Origin of the sequence: Christiangramia sp., assembly GCF_029937855.1 — a bacterium.
GTDB lineage: Bacteria > Bacteroidota > Bacteroidia > Flavobacteriales > Flavobacteriaceae > Christiangramia.
Map to the genome: position 1 here is coordinate 133,181 of NZ_JAPYPC010000002.1, position 21,739 is coordinate 154,919.

Annotated in this window: 17 protein-coding genes; 5 read left to right on the forward strand and 12 right to left on the reverse strand. The window is 35.3% G+C overall.

The features are described from left to right. Nucleotide 1: 1 nt before the first annotated feature. The 12 genes from Q1K34_RS01785 to Q1K34_RS01840 all read right to left on the reverse strand — a co-directional run bounded on the left by Q1K34_RS01785 (nt 2) and on the right by Q1K34_RS01840 (nt 13,136). On the reverse strand, nt 2-2,668 hold the full coding sequence (locus Q1K34_RS01785; protein WP_300433956.1) for a tellurite resistance TerB C-terminal domain-containing protein: 2,667 nt from the start codon (nt 2,666-2,668) through the stop codon (nt 2-4). A 5-nt stretch (nt 2,669-2,673) separates the two neighbouring features. Then, nucleotides 2,674-3,546 (reverse strand): exonuclease domain-containing protein, encoded by an 873-nt coding sequence (locus Q1K34_RS01790; RefSeq protein ID WP_300433957.1) that lies wholly within the window; start codon nt 3,544-3,546, stop codon nt 2,674-2,676. Between the two features lie 7 nt (nt 3,547-3,553). Then, complete coding sequence (locus Q1K34_RS01795) at nt 3,554-4,756, reverse strand: hypothetical protein (RefSeq protein ID WP_300433958.1); 1,203 nt, start codon at nt 4,754-4,756, stop codon at nt 3,554-3,556. A gap of 142 nt (nt 4,757-4,898) precedes the next feature. Further along, a complete protein-coding gene (locus Q1K34_RS01800) occupies nt 4,899-5,255 on the reverse strand; it encodes a hypothetical protein (RefSeq protein ID WP_300433959.1) in 357 nt (118 codons plus the stop codon). A 102-nt stretch (nt 5,256-5,357) separates the two neighbouring features. Then, complete coding sequence (locus tag Q1K34_RS01805; RefSeq protein ID WP_300433960.1) at nt 5,358-6,038, reverse strand: hypothetical protein; 681 nt, start codon at nt 6,036-6,038, stop codon at nt 5,358-5,360. After that, nucleotides 6,035-7,639 carry a type IV secretion system DNA-binding domain-containing protein gene (locus tag Q1K34_RS01810; RefSeq protein ID WP_300433961.1) on the reverse strand — a complete coding sequence of 535 codons (1,605 nt, stop codon included), beginning with the start codon at nt 7,637-7,639 and terminating at the stop codon, nt 6,035-6,037. The genes Q1K34_RS01805 and Q1K34_RS01810 overlap by 4 nt, the downstream gene beginning before the upstream one ends. Before the next feature lie 11 nt (nt 7,640-7,650). After that, nucleotides 7,651-8,676, reverse strand: coding sequence for a MobB family relaxase (mobB, locus tag Q1K34_RS01815; protein ID WP_300433962.1), 1,026 nt, complete (start codon nt 8,674-8,676; stop codon nt 7,651-7,653). Continuing rightward, nucleotides 8,676-9,203, reverse strand: a complete 528-nt coding sequence (locus Q1K34_RS01820; protein ID WP_300433963.1) for a BfmA/BtgA family mobilization protein — start codon at nt 9,201-9,203, stop codon at nt 8,676-8,678. Before Q1K34_RS01820 ends, mobB begins: the two co-directional genes overlap by 1 nt. A 587-nt stretch (nt 9,204-9,790) precedes the next feature. Further along, nucleotides 9,791-10,240 (reverse strand): JAB domain-containing protein, encoded by a 450-nt coding sequence (locus tag Q1K34_RS01825; protein ID WP_300433964.1) that lies wholly within the window; start codon nt 10,238-10,240, stop codon nt 9,791-9,793. 78 nt (nt 10,241-10,318) lie between these two features. Then, on the reverse strand, nt 10,319-10,678 hold the full coding sequence (locus Q1K34_RS01830; RefSeq protein WP_300433965.1) for a single-stranded DNA-binding protein: 360 nt from the start codon (nt 10,676-10,678) through the stop codon (nt 10,319-10,321). 693 nt (nt 10,679-11,371) lie between these two features. Further along, nucleotides 11,372-12,175, reverse strand: a complete 804-nt coding sequence (locus Q1K34_RS01835; protein ID WP_300433966.1) for a sugar phosphate isomerase/epimerase — start codon at nt 12,173-12,175, stop codon at nt 11,372-11,374. Nucleotides 12,176-12,263: 88 nt separating this feature from the next. After that, on the reverse strand, nt 12,264-13,136 hold the full coding sequence (locus tag Q1K34_RS01840; protein WP_300433967.1) for an AraC family transcriptional regulator: 873 nt from the start codon (nt 13,134-13,136) through the stop codon (nt 12,264-12,266). Between the two features lie 266 nt (nt 13,137-13,402). Between Q1K34_RS01840 and Q1K34_RS01845 the strand changes: the two genes are divergently transcribed. The 5 genes from Q1K34_RS01845 to Q1K34_RS01865 all read left to right on the forward strand — a co-directional run bounded on the left by Q1K34_RS01845 (nt 13,403) and on the right by Q1K34_RS01865 (nt 21,635). After that, complete coding sequence (locus Q1K34_RS01845) at nt 13,403-16,471, forward strand: TonB-dependent receptor (protein ID WP_300433968.1); 3,069 nt, start codon at nt 13,403-13,405, stop codon at nt 16,469-16,471. A gap of 11 nt (nt 16,472-16,482) precedes the next feature. Continuing rightward, nucleotides 16,483-17,976 carry a RagB/SusD family nutrient uptake outer membrane protein gene (locus tag Q1K34_RS01850; RefSeq protein ID WP_300433969.1) on the forward strand — a complete coding sequence of 498 codons (1,494 nt, stop codon included), beginning with the start codon at nt 16,483-16,485 and terminating at the stop codon, nt 17,974-17,976. Between the two features lie 16 nt (nt 17,977-17,992). After that, nucleotides 17,993-18,934, forward strand: coding sequence for a hypothetical protein (locus Q1K34_RS01855; protein WP_300433970.1), 942 nt, complete (start codon nt 17,993-17,995; stop codon nt 18,932-18,934). A gap of 78 nt (nt 18,935-19,012) precedes the next feature. Then, nucleotides 19,013-20,419: a hypothetical protein gene (locus tag Q1K34_RS01860; RefSeq protein WP_300433971.1), complete on the forward strand. Its 1,407-nt coding sequence runs from the start codon at nt 19,013-19,015 to the stop codon at nt 20,417-20,419. A 10-nt stretch (nt 20,420-20,429) separates the two neighbouring features. Beyond that, the gene (locus Q1K34_RS01865; RefSeq protein ID WP_300433972.1) at nt 20,430-21,635 is read left to right on the forward strand and encodes a glycoside hydrolase family 26 protein; all 1,206 of its coding nucleotides are present in this window, start codon (nt 20,430-20,432) and stop codon (nt 21,633-21,635) included. Nucleotides 21,636-21,739: the final 104 nt, after the last annotated feature.

Sequence of the window (21,739 nt, forward strand, 5' to 3'; positions counted from 1 at the left end):
TTTATTTTTTTAGTAATTCAGTATAAAAGGATTCTTCTACAATGTAATTGTCCTCATCCTCTTCGATGATAAATTCTCCATCTAAAATGTCGGAACAAATTTCATTTATGCTATCGATTAATTGATTTTTCATATGACCATTTTCTAAAGCCACTGCTTCAATTTCATCTTGTCGTATAGTGAAGGAGTTTTCAGCTATTTTTTTTAGGACTTTCTGCTGAAGGGTATTTAAACCTAAACCGTCCAAAAAGATGGATAATTCAGAATCTTGTTTCGCAGTTATTGACATTTCTATTTCATCATCAGAATCATCAATTTCAACAGGCTTTTTTTCTTCATCTTCTAGGTAATTAGATAAAATGTTTACTGTGTTCTTATGTTTCTCTCTGGCGTCATTGATATCCTTCTTATTTAAAACGATTTTCTTCCGAGTGGGTTTATAGAAGTCTTTTAATTGAATTAAAACATCATCAAGATTTTGATTGTTGATTAAATCTTGGATGATTTCTTCAAATTTTTTCAGTTGCTCATTGGTTTTGAATAAAGACTTCTGAACAGTCTTAGTCAATTTCTTGTTATGTATTTTATCGGAATTCAGGTCGTAGTCAATATACTTAGCATAATAAACCAATGCTTGAGAATTATTATACTTAGCTATAGCTTTAGAAGCTTCAAAAAAAATATTTTCGATATTCGGATTCTTCTGATTAGCGACTTCTAATTGTTTAATACTATTATTAAAGGCGGTAATATCTTTTGTTTTGAGATGTGATTTTGCTTTGTTGAATTCTTCTTTCCATCTGTTTACATTTTGTGCATTTAAGTCAATTTGAGTATCTAAATCTGGCTCCGAGATTGAATCATAAGATTTTTCTAAAATATTGATGAATCTTGACCTTATTTTTTCTTCAAACTCTACATCAATCTTTTTTATGTTATATGAGAACTCAGCGGAAAGTTTTCGTTTATGTGAATATTTTTCCCTTACTGAATTTTCAGTCGTTTTAAAAAGTATCAGGTAAACTTCTTGTTCGACCTGTTCGGCCATATAATCATAATTATATCTGTCATAATCGGAAGGACTTTTGGTTGAAACTCTGTCTTGTAATTTTTTTATTTCTACCTCCAAAGAACTTTTTTCTGATTGTAGGTTATTATCCAAAGTTTCAAGTACCTCTAGGTAAAGTTGCATAATTGCAATACAGCATCCTTCCATCGAATTAAATACATTCGATGGATTATAAAACTTATTCAACCAATCCTCTTGCTTATCGGATAGGTTTAATTTCTCCTTATAAATTCTTCCTAATCTATAGGCATAGGGGTCATAATCAGCGAAACCAAGCTCGTATCTAATTGAGGGGTCTCGGAGCTGTTCTAATTTTTCTATTGATTTTTTGTCGTTTCTCCTACTTAGTAAATTTATAAGTGCAGAATAAGAGTAATTCCTTGTTTCAGAGCAACAGTCTCCAAGAAGTTTCAATTGATTTTCTAATAAAGCAATGTCCTGATGTTCATTATACCTATCTAATAAATCGAAATAAAGGACAAACGCATAGTTGGTATTTCCATCAATAGCAGTCCATTGATTATTTAGTAATCTATTCTTAAAATACTTGTAGAATTTTTTCTGTGTTTGATTAGCAGAGTTTAAATCGTTATATGAATAAACATAGAACTTATGCCAGAATGGTACTTCACTTGACCTGCTAGGATCATATTGACTCTGATTTATTGGTTGCTCATCTGTAAATTCTTTCGGGATGGTAATTTCTAGGTCTTCCTCTTCAATGTCAATAATAGATGAGTCGACACCACTTTTGATATCATTACTATTGTATCGAGAACTAGATTTGAATTGATTTTCTGAATAACTAGAACTTCTTGTAGAGAAAGAATTTGGCTTGCTTGATTCAATATTTTTTTCTGGTTCCGAAGTTGAGAATTCACCATTTTCTCTCAATTTTGAACTATAGCTTACTCCTTTGTTTGAATGATTCAAGACAGAATAATTTCTGTTTTCTTCAATTTCATTTCTTGTTATCTCAACTTTAACTCTTTTTGCCTTAGATAGAGTAATGCCATTAAATTTAAACTGAAATTTATCTTCAGACATAATGAACAATTTCACCATATCCCATAATCCAAAAAGAATGGGGATGAAGGTCCAGAAAAATATTAAGCATAATAGACCTTGTTGGAATTTACCTAGATAGAATTTCTGAAGCCCCATAAAACCTGTAAAAAGGGATAAGAGAACTGACAGAGTTCTGTTTCTATTGGTAGTTCTTCCCAGGTAATAAACTAAGATTGAAAGTAACCCACCGAAAACCAACCAAATTATCCAAAACTGTAAGAGTGGATTTTTTTCTTCATTATCAATCATATTTGCTTGAGATGCATTATCTGAAGGATCTTCATGGACAGATATTTTATTAAAAAAGCGAAGTGAAGAATAGCCTTCTTGGTCTTGATAAATTAGCTTTGCCCATGAAGAGTTTGTATCTTCTATCAATTTGACTGTATCACCTTTGTGGATAACATCGAGAACCTCATGGTTTGTAGATGGACCTTTTCTGAAATTCACATCTGAGATAGCCTCATAATATTGAGATTCCGATTGAATCAGAAAGAAAAATGAGAATAAGGTAAGGAATAATAATTTCAAAGTTTTTAAGCGTTTACAAGATTTCGAAAGTCATCTTCAGACATAATTTTCAAGTCTATACCTTGAAGAAGCAATTCTTCGGCTTTGCGGTGCTTAGAACTTTTTTTATATCCATTCAATTTAAAATTGTCCTGTGTGCCTACTATCAAAATAGTAGTTTTTTTACTTACAGAGTTAGTTACATTACATCCTAATTCTGCTGCCATTTTTCCAGCCTCTGCTCTAGTAAGAAAAAGTGAACCTGTGAAAACAATGTTTTCTCCGAATAATGGTCCATCAGGATTTCCTGTTAGACTTATATTACTGGAACCATTTCGATATACATTGATGGAATTATTCACTTTGGATATGCATTCCTCTACAGTTAAATTATACTCCTCTAGAATTTTTAAAACCATCTTTCCTGTTGCAATAGCATCCTCTAATGCATCATGATGGTTAAAACTTATTCCATAATGAGCCGTAACATTTTTCAATCCATAACCAGATTTAGAGAATTGACTCAAAGTTCTTCTTACTAATTTAGCAGAATCTATCCAGGTTGGTAAATTTTTTTCAAGTTGGTACTTTTCGTAGGCTCGATTCAGTGCTATTTTATCAAAGGGCATGTGATGGAACACAATATTCCCGTCAATATGTTTTCTGATTTCGCTATTTATTTCAGGAAGAGTAGGGGCATCTTGCACTGATTGGGAAGTAATTCCATGAATGGAAGAATTTAGACTATCAAAAAAATCTTCTGGATTGACTAGAGTTTCCCACTTATTGATTAATTCTCCATTTTTGAACTCTGCAATTCCAATTTGGCAGATACTGGAAAAATCGGCATTTGCTGTCTCAACATCTATTACTTTGAAATGAGATTGAATATTTTCCATATTTGAGTTATTTAAGTTTTTTCACTTCCTCAAAATTCCTCGGAATTTCGATATCTCTAATCTGCGCTTCGGCATTAATGGATTCATTTTTACTTAATAAGTCCTTGGTGAGTATTTGCTTAGTTCGTCTTTCTGTTGGAGGGTTCAGCTTTTCGGCTTTTTCAAATTCGATAACAGATTGTAAAAATTCTTCGGGTAAATCGTTTTTACATTTTACCAGTAATTCAATAAATTCTTGTGCAAAAAATTGGTCTATTTGAATCTTCCTTTTCGTGGTATGAGCAAATTTTCCAACAACTCTACAAATATTATCTCGCTCTTCAGGACTTAATTGGTCAGCGAATTCATATTCCTCGATTTTTTTTAATGATAAGATTATTGGTTCTAAAGAGTCCTGTGTGATAATAAAAACGTTATAGCCTCCCATATTGTATGAATGCTGAGGTATAGCGTCAATAGTGTTTGTTGGAATAACTAGGAATATGTCTTTTTTAACTCCATCCTGACCAGCATACTTTTTTACATTATCTGTTTGGGCTTTAATATATTTAGGAAAGTTATTTAAGTCTTCGTTTGCTGGACATTTAGCATCAAATACAATGAATTCATCACAAATGCTTAAAGTATTGTCGGGATTGCCTTTGAACGGAACTTTATCTACATAGGTAACCAAATGTTTTTGACAGAGGGCTTTGATTGATTGTTGAACATTTGTTTCATGTTCTGACCACTGTTTTTTCATTTTCTCGAATTGGTCCTGCTTTTCTTGAACTCTTTCATCATTCAGCCTGATTCTCTCATTATCCAAATCAAGTTTGGCTTGGTTCAATTGAGAAATTTTGGATTCATATTCTTTTTCACGAGATTCTTTAACCGAGTCGTATTCAGTTAATTTTTTTTGAATATCATTGAAAGAATCAACCAGGTTATCATATTTATCATTCAATTTCTCATATTCAAAATCCCTTTTTGTCAAAGTATTTCCTTGGTCTACAACAGATTTGGATAATCCAATATTTTCGGTTTCCAGTTTTGTATTGAGATTCTTTAATTCTTCAATTTTTGAGTGTTGTCTTTGAACTTGTTCCGTAATTCTTTTGAATTCATCAAAAGCATCGTAACTCAAAGCCTTGATTGAAGACCATGAAAATAGACGCTGCCAGAAATTAAGTTCTTTAATTCTAGAGAAGAATAGGTTTAGGTTTTCCATGTAAACAATAATATGATAAATCAATATTGAATAATGGAATTGAAGAGGTAGGGATAATCAATCCATTTGTAATTATGGACTAATTTAACTAAATATTTGAGTTTTTTTATTCCTTACATTTATTTAAGAGAGAATGTATGCTTTAATTGTGAAGATTACTGTAATATTTATTCTCAAGCTCCTCCCTAAGCGCATTTGGAAGTTTATTTACCAATGACTCGTCTAAATCAATCTTTAGAGTATACGGAGAGTCCGCATCTCTTCCTATTAATGTAATGTTGAATCGCCCGTCATAATGTATGCCAACTAAAATATTTTCAAACTCACCTTCTGTAATAAAATAAGATGATTCCGAGTTCTCTATACTATTAATTTGAAATTCATTTTGATTATTTCCATCGAAATTGTCGGATATAATCTGAACCAATTTCAATGTTAAGTTTTGAATTTTAAAATCAATACTTATTAATCTTTCATCAATATCGAAAAGAGTTGCCATTTCATAATTTTTTAATTCGGTTAAAAATATAATATAAAGTTGGGATTGGTCAAGTATTTCAGCTTTTTGATGGCTTTTCGAGGTCTCAAAAAAAGTTTAATTTCACAACGGCTCCCCATAATTCTTAAACCTACCAGACTTTAACCTGTCTTTAATTTGGGCCGGAGCCTTAAGCCTTTGATCATTTTTTATTTCATCAGCTTTTTTCATCCAGTTCCGGGCACAAGCTTTCCAATTCGTGATCGGTTTTTCACCATTTAATTTCCAGCCAATGGATTCGTAAAAAAAATAAAAGCTTTTAGCCTCCAGTATACTTCTATTTTCAGATTTAAAATATGCTATTACTACCTGTTCATTTTCTGGACATGTTTGTTTAAAAGAGTTTATAATATGTTTATTATTATGTTTATTAAAAGAGACCATTTTTTGGACAGGTACCTGTTCAGAAACTGAACAAGTCCTGTCCATTTTTTGATCAGGTGGTGTACAAAATCTGAACAGTTCCACTAGTGAGCCATTTTTTGGACTACTGCTGGGATGGTATTGCAGGTAGCCCCACATTTTTAGTTCCCTCAGCAGTTTATGATAGGTCGTCCTGGAGCGTATTTTAGCCAGGGACATTACTTGTTTACTGTTCACCATAATCTTTTTCGGAAAATGTTTTTGATTCCAGAGTTCAAAGAAAGCCAGGTATAAACTGCGATGTGAGGATGAGATCTTTCCATTTTCCGAAAATTTCCGCAACACTCCATTCAGATGACGTATGTAATTAACCTCGCTCACCTTTTTCGGTTTTCTGATTTGTATATCGCTTTGGCTTCCTGGTATATTTTCTGAAAATTCAATTCCAGGTCTTTTGCGGAAAACTCATGTTTTGGAACCGGTAGTTCCTTGGGCCAGTTCGGCGTGGAGAATTTTACTTTGCGGTCCTTACCATCGGCAAAGGTCACAAACTCACCCGGTTTTAATCGGAAGAAAACATCGGCCCTTATCTTGGCTACTTCCCGTTCACTTTTGGTAGTTCGGGTATCGAAATTCAGATTATCACTTTTGCTGACACTGATGCTTTTACGCTTTACGATCTCGAAGAAACTCTCATAGTATTTCGCGGTATCGGGGTCGTTTACCTTCCCAAAGAACTGATAGGAAAGATTGCTCAGGATCGCTTTTCCTGCTTCCCTGCCATAGAGGATATCATTCTGGATTTTGTCCTGAATAACGTACACCGTAGCTATATTATAGCTTCGTAGGGTGGCAGGGATGCGGTGCATGTTCAGTAAGCGGATTGTGGAAGCTTCTTCCATAAGAATAAAAGAACCAAGCCGGTCATGTACGCTCATCTGTTTGGTAATCGAGTGAATAATGGTAGCCACGATAGGAGAGTAAGCCGATTCAAACTTAGGATTATTTACCACTGAAATCACTCCGGGATTTTCAGGATGATTGATATCCAACGGGATCTCATCTTCCGACAGCACCATAAAGATCCGCTGTGTACTTATTTTCTTAAAAGCATTGGAGAGCGTACTTTTTACAGAAGCCGTTTGTTTTTCAGAATCCACACCGTTAATAAACGCGTTGGCCATCGCCTGGGAGGTGTAGTTGGAACTTAAGAAATCTACTAACTGATAGGTGGTTAACTGCTGAAATAAGGCAATCAGATGTGGCAGAGTACAGTAGCCTGGATGTTCTGTTTTAAGCTTCCAGATCAGCCCTCCAATGATCCCTTCCGCGGCATCATTAAAAAACTTTGAACTACCTGAAGAACTGCTTTCTTTTTTCTCTAATAGATTTTCCAAAAGGACCCGGGAGATCTCATTCACGCTTTCTTCATCCTCCATATAACGCGGCGCAATGGGATTCACCTTATGGTAGATCCTATCAAATGAAATAATATAGAAAGGTATTTTACTTTCCTTGAAGAGGGGATAGGCAATTTTAGAGAGTTCAAAATTTTTATAGTCATGGATAATCCCACAGAAAGTTCGCCTGCTAAAATACCTGAGAAACTGGGCCACGACACTTTCAGTTTTCCCACTCCCGGCAGCCCCGATAATGGAAACTCCTCGTCGGATATCTTTCAACTTCATCGAGCCGGAAGAGAGTGGGATCCGGAAACCGTATTGCCTAGTTATCTTTTCCCTTTCCATCTTCAAAAGCCATTCATTCAATAAAATATTGATGGTTATAAGCGGAATAAAATAGCGAATGGAAAGCACCACGAAAAGGTCAAAATCAATACCCGAAGGAAAACTGATCACCAGCAGTAAAAAGAGAATTAGAAAGTTGATGATAAACCCCCAGGAGGTATTTTTCAGAGTAAAGTAAAATAGGCCGCCCATAGCGACATTTAAAAACAGGATTAACAATAAATTAGAATTCATAAGACAGAAATTTAATAACTGATAGAACTTGATTTAATACCAGCTTCAATTATTTTCTTGAGTTGTTTGTAAGCGAAGCCCACTTTGTTTTGGGGCAGGTGTAATACAGGGAGTTGTAATCCTGTTTGACGGATCATTTTAAAAGCGATTTTTTTCTCATTGATTCCCAGATTATTTAGAGATACAAAGTATTGTTTAGGATTTTTGGTCAGCAGTTTTTTGGCCGTGTAGCTTTCCACATAGTTGCGGTTGTACTGGAACATCTTGTCAAAGGCTTTTTCAGAATTCTGAATAAATCGATCCCGCTCAAAACCCCGCTTTACCAATTTGCCATGCATCTTCACTTCGGAGGCTTTGTATTTGCTACCTGGCGAAAGACTATATGAGTTGGAAGCATCTTTCCGGCTGACGATGATATGGATATGACTCTGCAAGCCCTCTTTCTTCATGCCGGGTTCTACTACCTGTCCCCGAATTTTATAGGGAGCATCCCGGACCAGTTTTCGGATGTCCTTTTCAATTTGCCGAATATTCCCAGAGACTTCCCCGCGCTCCACCTTCCGGATCTCATTTTTTAAATGAGCGATTTGATTGTTGTATGGTCTATTTTCACGAACGGCCACATCATTGGATTTATAAGTCCGCTCATGCTCTAGTTTGGCGAAATATTTAATATCGTCTACACTGATAGGTTTACCACCAATCTCCCGATGAAAGGAGCTGGCATATTCTTTCATGGCTTCCCGGACAAAAGCCCGCAGTTGTTCCGGATTGTTACGAATATGTTTTAATTCGTACTGGCTGGGATTGATCGTGATGGAATAATACTTGGGTTCTTTGAGTTTTAACTTGTCGGTATTCCCATCGATCTCTTTAATGACCTGGTAAGGTTTAATTGTATCCTCATACTGATTAAAGAAGTATTCTTTGTCCAGCGGATTCTTTCCCTGGTTTTCCTTTTCCAGATAGTTCACAAAATCTCCTGCGCTTTGTGAAAAAGCGCCGCCTAATTTCTGAGGAGTGATGGTGATATACATTAGGTCTTTCGTTTTAGGGCCACCTTGAATTGTTCAAATTCTGTTCGAGGTATATTCAGTTTTAAAAAATCTGAGCCGAAGGCGTTTCCCTTTATCTCCACATGTTCCAGCAGGTACTCCAGATCTTTGGTGGTAGAGTTCAATACATCTTCCAGGCGTGAGATTTCTAATATTAATTGTTCCCGGCTCTTTACATCGGAGGAAAGAATCTTATTCTTTTCCACCATAGCAGGTTTGGAAATGGAACGTTCTTCCAGGAGTAAATTCAGCATGAGTAAACCTGGTTTGGTTTGGGTCTTTTCAATATTTTTAAGGATAGCTATCACGGCATCGATCCTTTTTTTGATCAGTTGTTCCAGGCTCACTTTGGAAGGCACTAAAGTTTCAAAGGGAGAGAGATTATTTTTCTCAAAAAAGTCCAACATCAGGTCTAAAGTTTCCGACTGGTTGCTATCGTTTTTCTTAGAAAACTCCCTAAATCTTTCTGCTGTCTTTGTCTTTAACTGAAGTCTTGATTTTGCGGTCATGGATACTATTTTTACAAATGCTGGCTATAGCCACCTTTGATTTTACTGGTCTTTTCAGAGGGGTATATCCACCAGGGTGGATATTCTCACCATTTCAATAATTCGTAAACCCTTCTAAAATGCGGCTTTAAGAATTAAATCAATCGAATAACACCGTGAAACGTGTTACCGTCTTGCTCTTCCATTTCGTCCCGCCTGCGGGACAAAATTTTCATACAAGTTGGTTTTCACCAACTGCCTTTTTCAGGATTTAAAAAATCCTTGTATTATTTTTTGGGTATTGTAAAAACGAAGATCAAATCAACCGGATTTCTGTAATTCTACGATACAGAAAGTCAACACTTTAAGGTAGTGTTTCCACCTGTTCCAGTCAACTGAAATATTCATACAGGCTGGTACCAATTAGCCTAATTTGATATCAAAATCATTATTTGCCTCAAATTGAAGATGCGGCGACGGCAGATTTTCAGATTTTAAGGTCAGGAATTGATCAAAAATTGAAGGCTTTGAAGGAGTCATGGAAAATGTAAAAAAATGAAAAAAGGTGATCTAAACAGACCACCTTTTAAAGTAAGGGACAAAAAAGGTCATAGCATCCCTTCATCGGCAAAGGAGTAATAGGCTCCATCCGGTGTTAAGATTAGATGATCGAGGAGTTTGATATCAAAGTACCGGCAGGCAGTTTGAATTTTTTCAGTAATTTTCTGATCTGCGATACTTGGGCGAAGGGTTCCTGATGGGTGGTTGTGCCCGATTATTACCGACACCGTTAAGCTCTTAAGAATGACGGCAAACAGAATCCGGATGTCCACCAAGGTTCCGGTGATTCCCCCTCTTGATACCTCATAGATTCCTTTTACCTTATTGGCATTATTCAGGAGTATTACTTTAAAACATTCCTGCAGTCCGATCTGGTCTTTATTCCAGTTATTATACAGGATAGATGCAGCACTCTCAGAGGAAGTTATCTTAGGAGCCTGGTTAATTTTAAAATTCCCCTGATATCTAATGGATATTTCGTTAACTTTGGTTTTCATGTTTTCTAACTTTTAATGTTTAATAGTTTAGAAAAGAATAAGAGGGCGTGAGTGAAGATCATCGCCCTCTGTTTTTTTCTACGAATCTGATTCCTCCGCATTCCTTGCATTCCCTAAAAGAAGGATTTCGTTTGCGACTATTTCGGTGACATATCTTTTTTCACCTTCGTTAGTTTCATAGGATCGAGAAGTAAGTTTTCCTTCAATGGCAATTTCTTTTCCTTTGCCTACGTATTGTTCTACAATCTCTGCGGTTTTTCCCCAGGCTACGATATTGTGCCACTGGGTATTTTGTACTTTTTCTCCTTTTGAATTTTTGAAGAATTCATTGGTAGCAAGAGAGAAAGAGGCTACCTTTTTACCGCTGTCGAGATTTCTGACTTCGGGAGCATTTCCCACATTTCCGATTAACTGAACTTTGTTTCTGATAGTACTCATAATGTTTAGTATTATGGCCTGTAAACAGACCTGATTAATAAAAATTGATTTACTTTTTTTATCCGGAGCTTTTCTTTTTTGATCTTTCGCTCTGATTGCCGATATGTTTCTATAGAGTGATCTCATGATATTCTTATTGGATTTACTTCTTTCAGTGCCGTATGCTATTTCCTTTTTTGATGCAGATACAGATTCAGGATATAGAATTAGAGAGGGATTATAAAAGGGAGCGCGTAGCCGACCGGCTTATGCAGCCCAGCTAACTTCTATATCCTGGTATTTCGCATATAGAAAAAAGGAAAGCATACGGGGGGATTAGAAAGTGGACAGGAGAAAGATGAGTGAATGTGAAGCAGGCTAAAATCAGAATACTTTATCGAGAAGTATAGTTTTAATTGTACTTTTCCTATCCTTCAGTTTAGAAGTCGAAGCCTTGATTTCTTTGTAGTGAAGGAGTATGTCAGGTGCGGCTTTTTATATTAAGCCGGATTTCCCAAGGCTTGTGGAAAAGGTTTTTTAGAATTAAAAGGTTCTTTAATGGAAGGGCATTAAACCCCTTTTATTCTTTTAGATTACTCGAATCCTCTTAAATTTATTCAATATCTTTTTTTGAGTTTTTATTTTTTCAATACGTTATTAAAATTAAAAAAATATCAAACTATTACTTTTATGAGATTTAGAATAATTAAAAAATTAATTCAATAAAGTTCTAGAGATGTATTTATAACTTTTTTCAAGGCTTTCGAAAGGATCTATTTCAAAATTCTCTTGTTCGAGGGTAAAATGTTCAACTCCCGATTTCTCCTTGTAGAGGATCATTTTCTGAAAATCAATATTTCCACTCCCTATTTCAGTATTTAATTCTCGATTGTTTTTATCCATATCTTTTATATGCCATAGCTTAAACCTTCCGGGATATTTCGTAAATAAAGCTATTGGGTTAATGCCGGCTCTAACAACCCAGTAAATATCAATCTCAAACGTGATTATATCTGAATTGGTGTGTTCAAGTAATAGTTCGTAACCGTTGGTTTTTGAATCATCTAATGCTTCAAACTCAAATGCATGATTATGATATGCTAATTTCAAACCTGACTGTTTACATAATTTACCAGCGATGTTCAGTTTCTCTGCAATTCCGATATAATCAGATTTGGATTTACGGAGGTGGCTGGGAATACTTGGAATAACAACGTATTTCTGATTTAGAATTTTTGCTACTTCAATTATTTCCTTGAGTTCATCAAGTTTTCCATAAAAAACAGATTCCAATCCGTAATGTCCACTTGGGGTGGTAAGTTTATTTTTTATTAATTCTTCTTTCAGTTCTTCTGCTCTCATACCCCAAAAATGTCCATTTGAATAGCCATATGTTTCAATTTCTTTGAAACCCACTAGAGAAAGCTTTTTGAAAATTAACTTAGTATCATTGGGAATTATTTCTTTTAATGAATATAACTGGATGCCCACAAGATTTTGAGTAGAAAATAAATTCATAAAGGGAAAGATTGTAGATGAAGACATGGATAGACCTGATTTTGGGTGAAACAATTTTCAGGTAATTATTTTATTTAAGTTTTGAGCTTTAATGTTTCGTAATTAATTTCTGTTGTGCTCTAAATGAACTAGGTGTGAAACCTATCTTTTTTTTAAAAGACCTATTAAAGTTGGAAATATTACTAAACCCACAATCAAAACAAATTTCATTAATAGACTTATCGGTCTCTGTTAATTCACGTGCTGCATGTCCAAGTCGCAGATCAATTACATAATCGGAGAATGAACTGTTGGTACTTTTTTTGAAAAAATGGCTAAAAGCGGACTCTGACATGTTTATTAGAGCGGCTACATCCTGGATTAGTATTTTTTGATGAAGGTTTTGATGAATGTAATCACTGACTTTCTGAATTCGTCTGCTCTTGGATATTTTATAATTGTCGATATAGGAAATAGAAGCTAAGGTGTGTGTATTTCTGGCAATGGCCAGGTCATATAATATGGATAGAAAATTTAAAAAGGAATCGAAATCCTGACTTTGAGATAATTGAAGAATTTTAGGTTCCAACTTTTCAATGGTTTCGGTAGAAAAGGCTATACCCCTCGGTGCTTTTTCAATTAACTCCTTAATAGGAAATGCAAGTTTTTTATTAAGAGATGCTTGTGATAAAAAATTTGCCTGGAACTGGATAGTAATAACGTGGGCTTCTCTTTTATCCATTCCTCCCATCCAGTAATGTGGAGTATTAGGACCTATAATCACCAAATCACGATCTTCATAGTTTTCAATAGAATCACCAACAATTCTTTTACCAGAAGTATTTAAGACTAGATTTATTTCCAGCTCTGGATGATAGTGGAGTGGAAAATCAAATTTCGCATTGTGATGATTTAATACAATAAAGAAGTCGTCTTCTGAAATAGGCACCAATTCCCTCAGAACTTTTTCTTTTTTATTCATAAAAGTATCATGTTTATGTATTTATTAATATAATTATATATGATTAAATGTTTAATAAAGGTCTAATATATTACATTTAAACTATAAAATTCTGCCTAAGTTTTGAAAATTGATCCAAAAAAGGATTTTGCTGAAAGCTAGTAATTCATTTAATTATCATTATCAATTCATTAAAGTATTATATATCAACTGTATTTACAAAATATTTCTTAAGAACTTCGATTTAATTTGTTATATCGCAATAATTAATAGAATAATTAATGGATATGAATTTTACAGTTAAGAATTATGTGATATTAATAATGTTTATTATCACAGGTGTTTGTGTTCAGGCACAAAATGAAATTTCTGGTAATGTTACTGATGAAAAAGGCGTTCCGCTTCCCGGTGTCTCAGTAATAGAAGAGAACACCTCTAACGGTACCGTCACTGATTTTGATGGAAATTTCAGACTGGAGGTGAATTCTTTGGATTCCCAAATCGTTTTTTCAAGTATTGGTTTTGAAACCGAAAAGATTTCAATTCCGGCCGATCAGGTGATAAACGTATCACTTAAGCTGGATATGCAGCAATTATCCGAAGTAGTGGTAGTGGGTTATGGAAACGTTCAAAGGAAAGATTTAACCGGTTCGGTAAGTACTTTGAATACGGAAAAGGTCGAAGATATTCCTGCTAACTCAATTGAGAGGGTTTTGAAAGGCAGGGTGGCTGGTTTGCAAATTTCGACCCCTTCTCAGGATCCGGGTGCAGGTGCTACTGTAAGGATTAGGGGAGGAAGTTCTTTGAGAGGATCTAATTCTCCGCTAATAGTAGTAGATGGTTTTCCATTGGGTGACGCTGGGAATTTGAAACAAATAAACCCAGCAGATATAGAAAGTGTGGATGTTTTAAAAGATGCTTCGGCCTCAGCAATCTATGGTTCAAGAGGTGCAAACGGGGTGATCATTATTACTACCAAACGTGCTAAAGAAGGGAAAACTACTGTACGAATTCAACAACAATCTTCAGTATCTTATTTTAATTCAGAGGTAGACTTGTGGAGGGATCCCGTTCTCTTGGCTCAAATTAATAATGAGTCCAGAATCAATGGAGGGTTTCAACCACTCTATATAGGTGCTGAAAACTCAACGGGAGTTTATTATCCTTCCGTTTCTGAATTACAATCAGGTGAATGGCCATATTTTACAAGGTGGGACGATATTGTCTTTAGAGATGCTCCTATCTCAAATAATACCACCCTTAGTGTAAATAGTGGGACGGATAAAACCAGTTTTAATCTAAGTGCTAATTACTATACAGATATGGGAGTTTACAAAGACGACGATTATAGTAAGGCAGGATATAACTTAAGGGTCGAGCACGATCTTTTCGAAGATTTTAAAATTAGATTTTCAAACATACTTAGTAAAGGTAACCGTGATTCTAATTCTGGCCTAGCCTACTGGCGCAATCCAATATTCCCTGTTTATGATGAAAATGGAGATTATTTTCTGGTAGGTACAAATGATTATTTTCATCCAGTTGCCATTTCAGACAATAGGCTTGACAAAACAAAAACGACTGATGTTATTACTTCTCTAGCGTTGGAGTATGATATTTTTGATGCTTTGAAATTGACTTCACGTTTTAACTATAAATACGGTGAATATATTAATGATCAGTTTTTTCCAAATATTTATACACAAGCTGGGGATTTCAATAATGGTGCAGCTTATATTAACAACTGGCAATCGCATAATTACGTTACTGAAACGTTTGCGAATTATGACGAGACTTTTGGTGATCATACTATTGGATCCACGGCGGGATTCACTTATGAAAAATATTTACAAAGGAATTCTTCACTTGGAGCATTTGATTTTGTCAACGAGACCTTGCAAAACGAGAATTTAGATGCAGGGAATCCAGAATTGAATCAGGTTTCCAATGGGAAAATTGAAACGGAATTAGTCTCTGGTATTTTCAGGCTTAATTATGGGTATCTCGATCGTTACTTAGCCACTTTTACTGGAAGGGTAGATGGATCTTCTAAATTCGGGAAGAATAATAAATGGGCTTTCTTTCCTTCCGGTGCTCTTAGTTGGAAAATCCACGAGGAAAATTTTTTGAAAGACTCTAAAAGCATTGATCAATTAAAATTAAGATTAAGTTATGGAATTTCAGGTAACCAGGGAATCAGTCCTTATCAAACCCTAAGTCGATATGGAGTAAGTCAGTATTATGATAATGGAAGCTGGGTAACCGCCATAGGACCGGGGTATGAAGTTGGAAGAGCTGGTCAGGGAGGGATTGAAGTATTATGGGGAGGAATCCCTAATCCAGATTTAAAATGGGAAACCACTTCACAATATGATATTGGTTTGGATATGGCATTTTTTGAGGAAAGGCTAAGCTTGACATTTGATTATTACAAAAAGCACACAAAGGACTTATTGCGGGAAAGAATTCTTACTCCTTCTTCAAGCTATGATCGAATTTGGGTAAATAATGGGGAAATAACAAATGAAGGTGTTGAATTGAGTGTTAATGCCAACTTAATTAATAAGGATGATTTCTCCTTAACCTCCAATCTAATATTTTTTAAGAATGAGAATGAAGTCATTGATCTTGGTGGAGTTGCTGAATCTGGTCTTACGGTGGATCCTAATACGGGAATGCAATTTGAATACTCCGGTGTCAGCCTTGAACAATTTAGGCAATATCCAAATATCCTAGCAGTAGGTCAGCCTGTAAATGTATTCTACGGTTATAAGACCGATGGAATTATACAAGATTTACAAGAAGGAATTGATGCTGGATTAGATGGCGACCTGGCACAACCTGGAGAGTTTAAATATGTAGATATTAATGGAGATGGTGTCATTAATTTGGATGATAGAACGATAATTGGAGACCCTAATCCTGACTTTAATTTAAGTCTAGGCTTAAATCTTAACTATCACAACTTTGATTTTAGTGTGTTTTTTAGCGGGAGTTTTGGACAGGATGTAATCAATACACAAAGGTTTAACCAGCCCAGCAATCTACCATATAGATGGACTTTAGATAACACTACTAATGATTATCCAAGATTACGTGATGGAAGGCAAACTTATTTTTCTGATTGGTGGGTAGAAGATGGTTCATTTGTTAGGGTTCAGAATTTAACTGCAGGCTACACTCTACCGTTTGATGGGTCCTTCATCAATAATGCTAGAGTTTATATCAATGCAAATAATTTATACACATTCACTGATTTTGAAGGATATGATCCTGAAGTAGGAACAGATGGTATCTACTGGGGTGGGTATCCTAGACTTCGTCAGATTACATTAGGGTTAGATTTAACTTTTTAAAAAATAATACTATGAAATACAGATATAAAATAGGACTACTATTCATTTTTTTAGGAATAATTTCCTGTGATCTTGAAGAGGAGCCATATGGTTTTTATTCAGAAGATAATTTTTATCAAACCGAAGCTGATGCAATTGCGGCTGTTAATTACGCCTATGATGCATTAACTTATCTAGAGTATTCTCGGGCAATTTTTTTCCTGGGGGATTTAGCTACTGATGAAATTTTCCCTAAGAATGACGAGGGCATAGATGTTCAAAATTTAAATAACTGGCAAGTTTCTTCGTTTCCAACCAACAGGATTTTGACCAACTTTTTTAAATATGCGTATATAGCCATTAATAGGTCAAATGCTGTCCTGGAAAATGTACCTGGAGCAAATTATGAAGAGAATTTTCAAAATCAAATTATTGGAGAAGCTTATTTTCTAAGAGCTTGGAATTACTTCAATCTTGTAAGAGCTTTTGGAAATGTACCTATTCATAAGAATGTTGTCGAAACTCTGGACCAAACTGCAGCACCGCTTTCAGAAAACCTTGATGAAATTTATGATTTAATCATTTCAGATTGCCAGCAGGCTATTGAACTTTTAGAAGTAAATCAAAGACTGGGAAGAGCTGATAAAGTTGCAGCCCAGGCTTTGCTTGCAAAAGTCTATTTGCAAATTGCTTCGGCCAAGGAAAATGGGGTTTCACTTTATACGGAAATGGATAAGGATGTCAATTCAATGTATAGCCTTGCGGAGCAAACAGCAGCTCAGGTGCTAGAAGGACAGTCTGTGTATGGATTTGAAGACGATCTATTAGACATTTATGACGTTGAGATGCCTTTAGGAAGAGAGAATATTTTCCTCCTTTCAATGGATAGAAGTGGTACTATTGAAGGTGATTATTCCAAAATTTCCAAATTATTCATTCCATATATTGATGGGGCGACCATATATCTACAAAATCCCAATGGAACTTACACCCCTTCTCATGATGGATGGAGTGTTTTTAATACTCAAACAGAATTTTATAATAGCTTCAATGATAACGACAAGAGAAAAACAGAGTTGATTGTAGATAGTGTGTATAATGCTCAAGGTGAACTCTCAGCGACTTATCCAGGAGCTATTGTATACCCCTTTTCACGAAAGTATATTGATCCCAATTTTATAGGAGATAAAACTAGTACGAAGCCATTTCTATTGAGGTATTCTGATGTTGCGCTTATATATGCTGAAGCGGCAGGACCTACTCCACAGGCTTACGAATTTGTTAATTATATAAGAAATAGGGCTGGGCTTGATGACTTGGATCCAGGATTAAATACAGATGATTTTAGGGCAGCTGTCTTACATGAAAGAAAATGGGAGTTAGCCTGGGAAGGAAATAGACTCTATGATTTGAGAAGATTCAATATCGTTACCGAAACTGTGTCGGAAGCATCAGGATTGTCTAGTGAAGAAGCTAATTTTTATCCACTTCCTCAAAGGGAAATTGATTTGAATCCAAGTTTATAATTAAAAAATTAATGCAATGAAAAACTTTAAAATTTTAGTGCTCATAATAACCGGGATTATGACCTATTCATGTCAGGTTGACCCCTGGGAGGATATAGAATCAGGAGATTGGAATAATGAAAGGAGTGTTTTGTCCATAAAGTTCCAGAACCAGGTAGGACAGCCTGTTATTGAAAGAATTAATGATGAAACTGGAGAAATTGAACTTTCAATTAATGGTGATGCTGTTGAGGATCTTAGTGCCATAAGTTTAGAAGAACTTGTGCTATCCTATGGAGCAACTTCAAATGTTCAAGAGGGTGAAAATCTTAATTTTGAAAATCCCGATAATTCGGCAGTTTTAACCGTAACCTCCCAAAATGGAAAGACACGCGATTATACTATTAAGGTCAACTCCTTTACTGAGAGTTTATTGGGAAGATATGAAATTGATAATTTGGTGTTATATGGTGGGACTGGACCCGAATATGGCGGCGGAGCCGTTTTAGATTTAACCTCGAAACCTTGGATATGGCCTGAAGGTCAAGGGCCTGAAGCAGAACTTGATAATTATCTTGTTTTTGAATTAGGAGGAATTACGGCAGAAGGAAATACCTACGGTACGGTAACTAATTATGCCGGATCAGACGAATCATACGCTGATTTCCAGTTTGTTCTCGAGCCTGCAACAGATGTAAACAATTTTTACAGAAAGATACCTAAAGGAGAAGCAGAATGGACGAGAAACTATACTACAGGTACTATTACTTTTACTTTTCCTGATGGCCATACTACCACAGGAACTATAGAAGCGGCAGGAACCGAAGATCTTGGTAATGGATTGAGTAAAACTATAGAAAATATGGCTTTTGCTTTCAATTTAAACGGAACTGACGACTGGGATAATATTTATTCTGATTATGATAAGTTCGTCAAGCGTCCAAGAAGATATTGGATAGAGGTCACGAAAACAGAATAATCAGTTATGAAACAGTTCTGTTTGGTTTATATAGCATTCAGTTTAAGTTTGATTTTAGTCTCCTTTAGTAACAGTTGTATGGCGCAAGCTGATGCAACTGTTACTGTTGAAGGAAATGTTATTACACTTGAAAATTATTTAGGAAATGGTGTTCAATGGGATCCCTATCAATTGGATTATGGAGAAGTGGAACTCGAAATTTCTAAAGCGGATTGGGATAAATTATATAGTCGTCTTGATTTCATGAAACCTCAGGTGGTTAGAGTAATGGTTAATACTACTTCATCCATTACGAATGACACCTTAAATCCATATAAAGAATTTAAGGATTTAAAACCATTATTGGATTATTGTGAGTCTCGTTCGGTGACTGTAACCTTTGGTGATTGGGGTGGAGGAATGGTTAATAGTAAAGATAATACCATCAATGAAAATAATTTAAAACTTGCTGCAAAGTACCTTGATTTTTTAGTCAATACTAAGAATTACAGTTGTATTAAATATTACAATCTTATAAATGAACCTAATGGTTTTTGGTCTGCTACTGATGGTAATTACAATTTATGGAAGAATGCTACTCAGTTCTTTTATAAGGAATTGAAAGAACTTGAATTAGATGATAAAGTAAAAATAATGGCTCCGGATATAGCAATTTGGAAAACGGATAAAATTGATTGGGTGACTAATAGTACGAATGATCTTAAAGAGGCTGTGGGGTTATATGACATTCATACTTATCCGTCAAAAATTACTGTGAATTCCGGAAAATACGAGAATATAATACGAGCATATCGAGAAGCGGCCCCAGAGAACACTCCTATGATCATGGGCGAAATCGGATTTAAATTTGTAGAACCAGAAGATTCGGTTTATCAGAAGGAAAATATACGCCGAGCAAAGGCAAAACCTTATGCATCTATTGAGGATTCCCAAATGTTTGTATATGATTATGGTTATGGAATTGATATGGCTGATGCCTTGTTCCAAACAGTTAATGCCGGATATGCTGGATGTGTCGTCTGGATGCTTGATGATGCTATGCATTCAAAAGAATCTCCCAATAAACTTAAGGTTTGGGGATTCTGGAATATTCTTGGGGAGGAATATTTTGGAGATAAAGAAGAGGAGGTAAGGCCTTGGTATTATGCATGGTCTTTACTTACGAAATATATGCCCAAAGGAAGTAAGATTTTAAAAGTAGAAACTACTGGTGATCCAGCCATAAAGGCTATAGCTTTAAAATATAATGAATCGTATACTATTGCAATAGTCAATATTTCTAATGAGAATAAAGAAATAAACCTGGTGCCTTCAAAATATGAAGGAAAAAGCATTTTTAAAAAATTTGATTATGCTAAAGGTCACCTAAATAAAGTAGGGGACTATAGGTTAGAACCTAATGACGAGATAGACCTCAAGTATTCTTCAGAAAATCACTTACACCTTCCTGCTGAATCGTTGACGGTATTAACGACTATTAAATAATAAATATTCTATGAAAATGAAAATGAGAATGAACTGGCTGGTTTTATTACTATTTACGATTATTAGTTGTTCTAAAGATTCTCCTGCGGTAGAGGAAACTGAGGGTGAAACTGGAAAAGACAATGAATATACAACCTTGAGTCTTGTAGATTCTAAAGCTACAGAAACAACCAAAGCTTTGTATGCCAATTTATGGGAAGTCCAACAAAGAGGAACCATGTTCGGTCATCATGATGATTTGATATATGGGCGAAATTGGTATACTGAAGCGGGAAGGTCTGACATAAAAGATGTGGTTGGTGATTATCCAGCTGTATTCAGTGTAGATGTAGCAGAAATTATGGATGATAGAAGCGGAACATCCGATTTGAATGATGACAGAATTCGAACAATTAAAGAAGCGCGGTCTAGAGGGGAAGTAATAATTGCTAATATGCACATAAATAATCCTTTAACAGGGGGAGACTCTTGGGATAATTCCAGCAATATGGTTGCCAAGGAAATTCTGACGGATGGAAGTGCCACCCAGATCAAATATTTAGAATGGCTGGATAAACTAGCAGATTTCGCTAATAATCTTAAGGATAACAATGGAGATCTAATTCCAATAATATTTAGACCATTTCATGAACATACCCAAACTTGGTCCTGGTGGGGTAGAAGTGCTACAACCCAAAATGAATTTATTCAACTTTGGAAGTTTACCATTGATTACTTAAAAAATTCCAAGGAGGTGCATAATTTTATTTATGCTATATCACCTCAATTGGATCAGGCTGGTTCCAAGGATAGTTTTCTGTTCAGATGGCCTGGAGATGATTATGTTGATTTCATAGGGATGGACAGCTATCACGGCACCAATACCTCGGCTTTTAGTACCAACCTGCGTAATTTGTCATTACTATCTCAGGAAAAAATGATGCCTTGTGGTGTTACTGAAACAGGTGTAGAAGGTATACGCTACACGGACGGGACTTCTATAGACGATTATTGGACAAGCGAAATTGGAGTCCCATTAACAGGAAAAGAAATATCAATGGTCGTTCTCTGGCGAAATAAATATGATCCTAACCAGAATGGCCATCATTACTTTGCTCCATTTGAAGGAGAAGAAACATCAGAAAACTTTCTGGATTTTTATAATATGTCTCACATCCTGTTCAGCGAAGATTTACCAGATATGTATACAATGCCATCTGGAATTACAATCGAATAATTAACTGAATTAAAACGGAATACTCAAAAGAAATTCAATGTGGTCATCAGACTGGCCCAGTGGATAATATATTCAGAATAGCGAAACATTACAAGGAATAACAA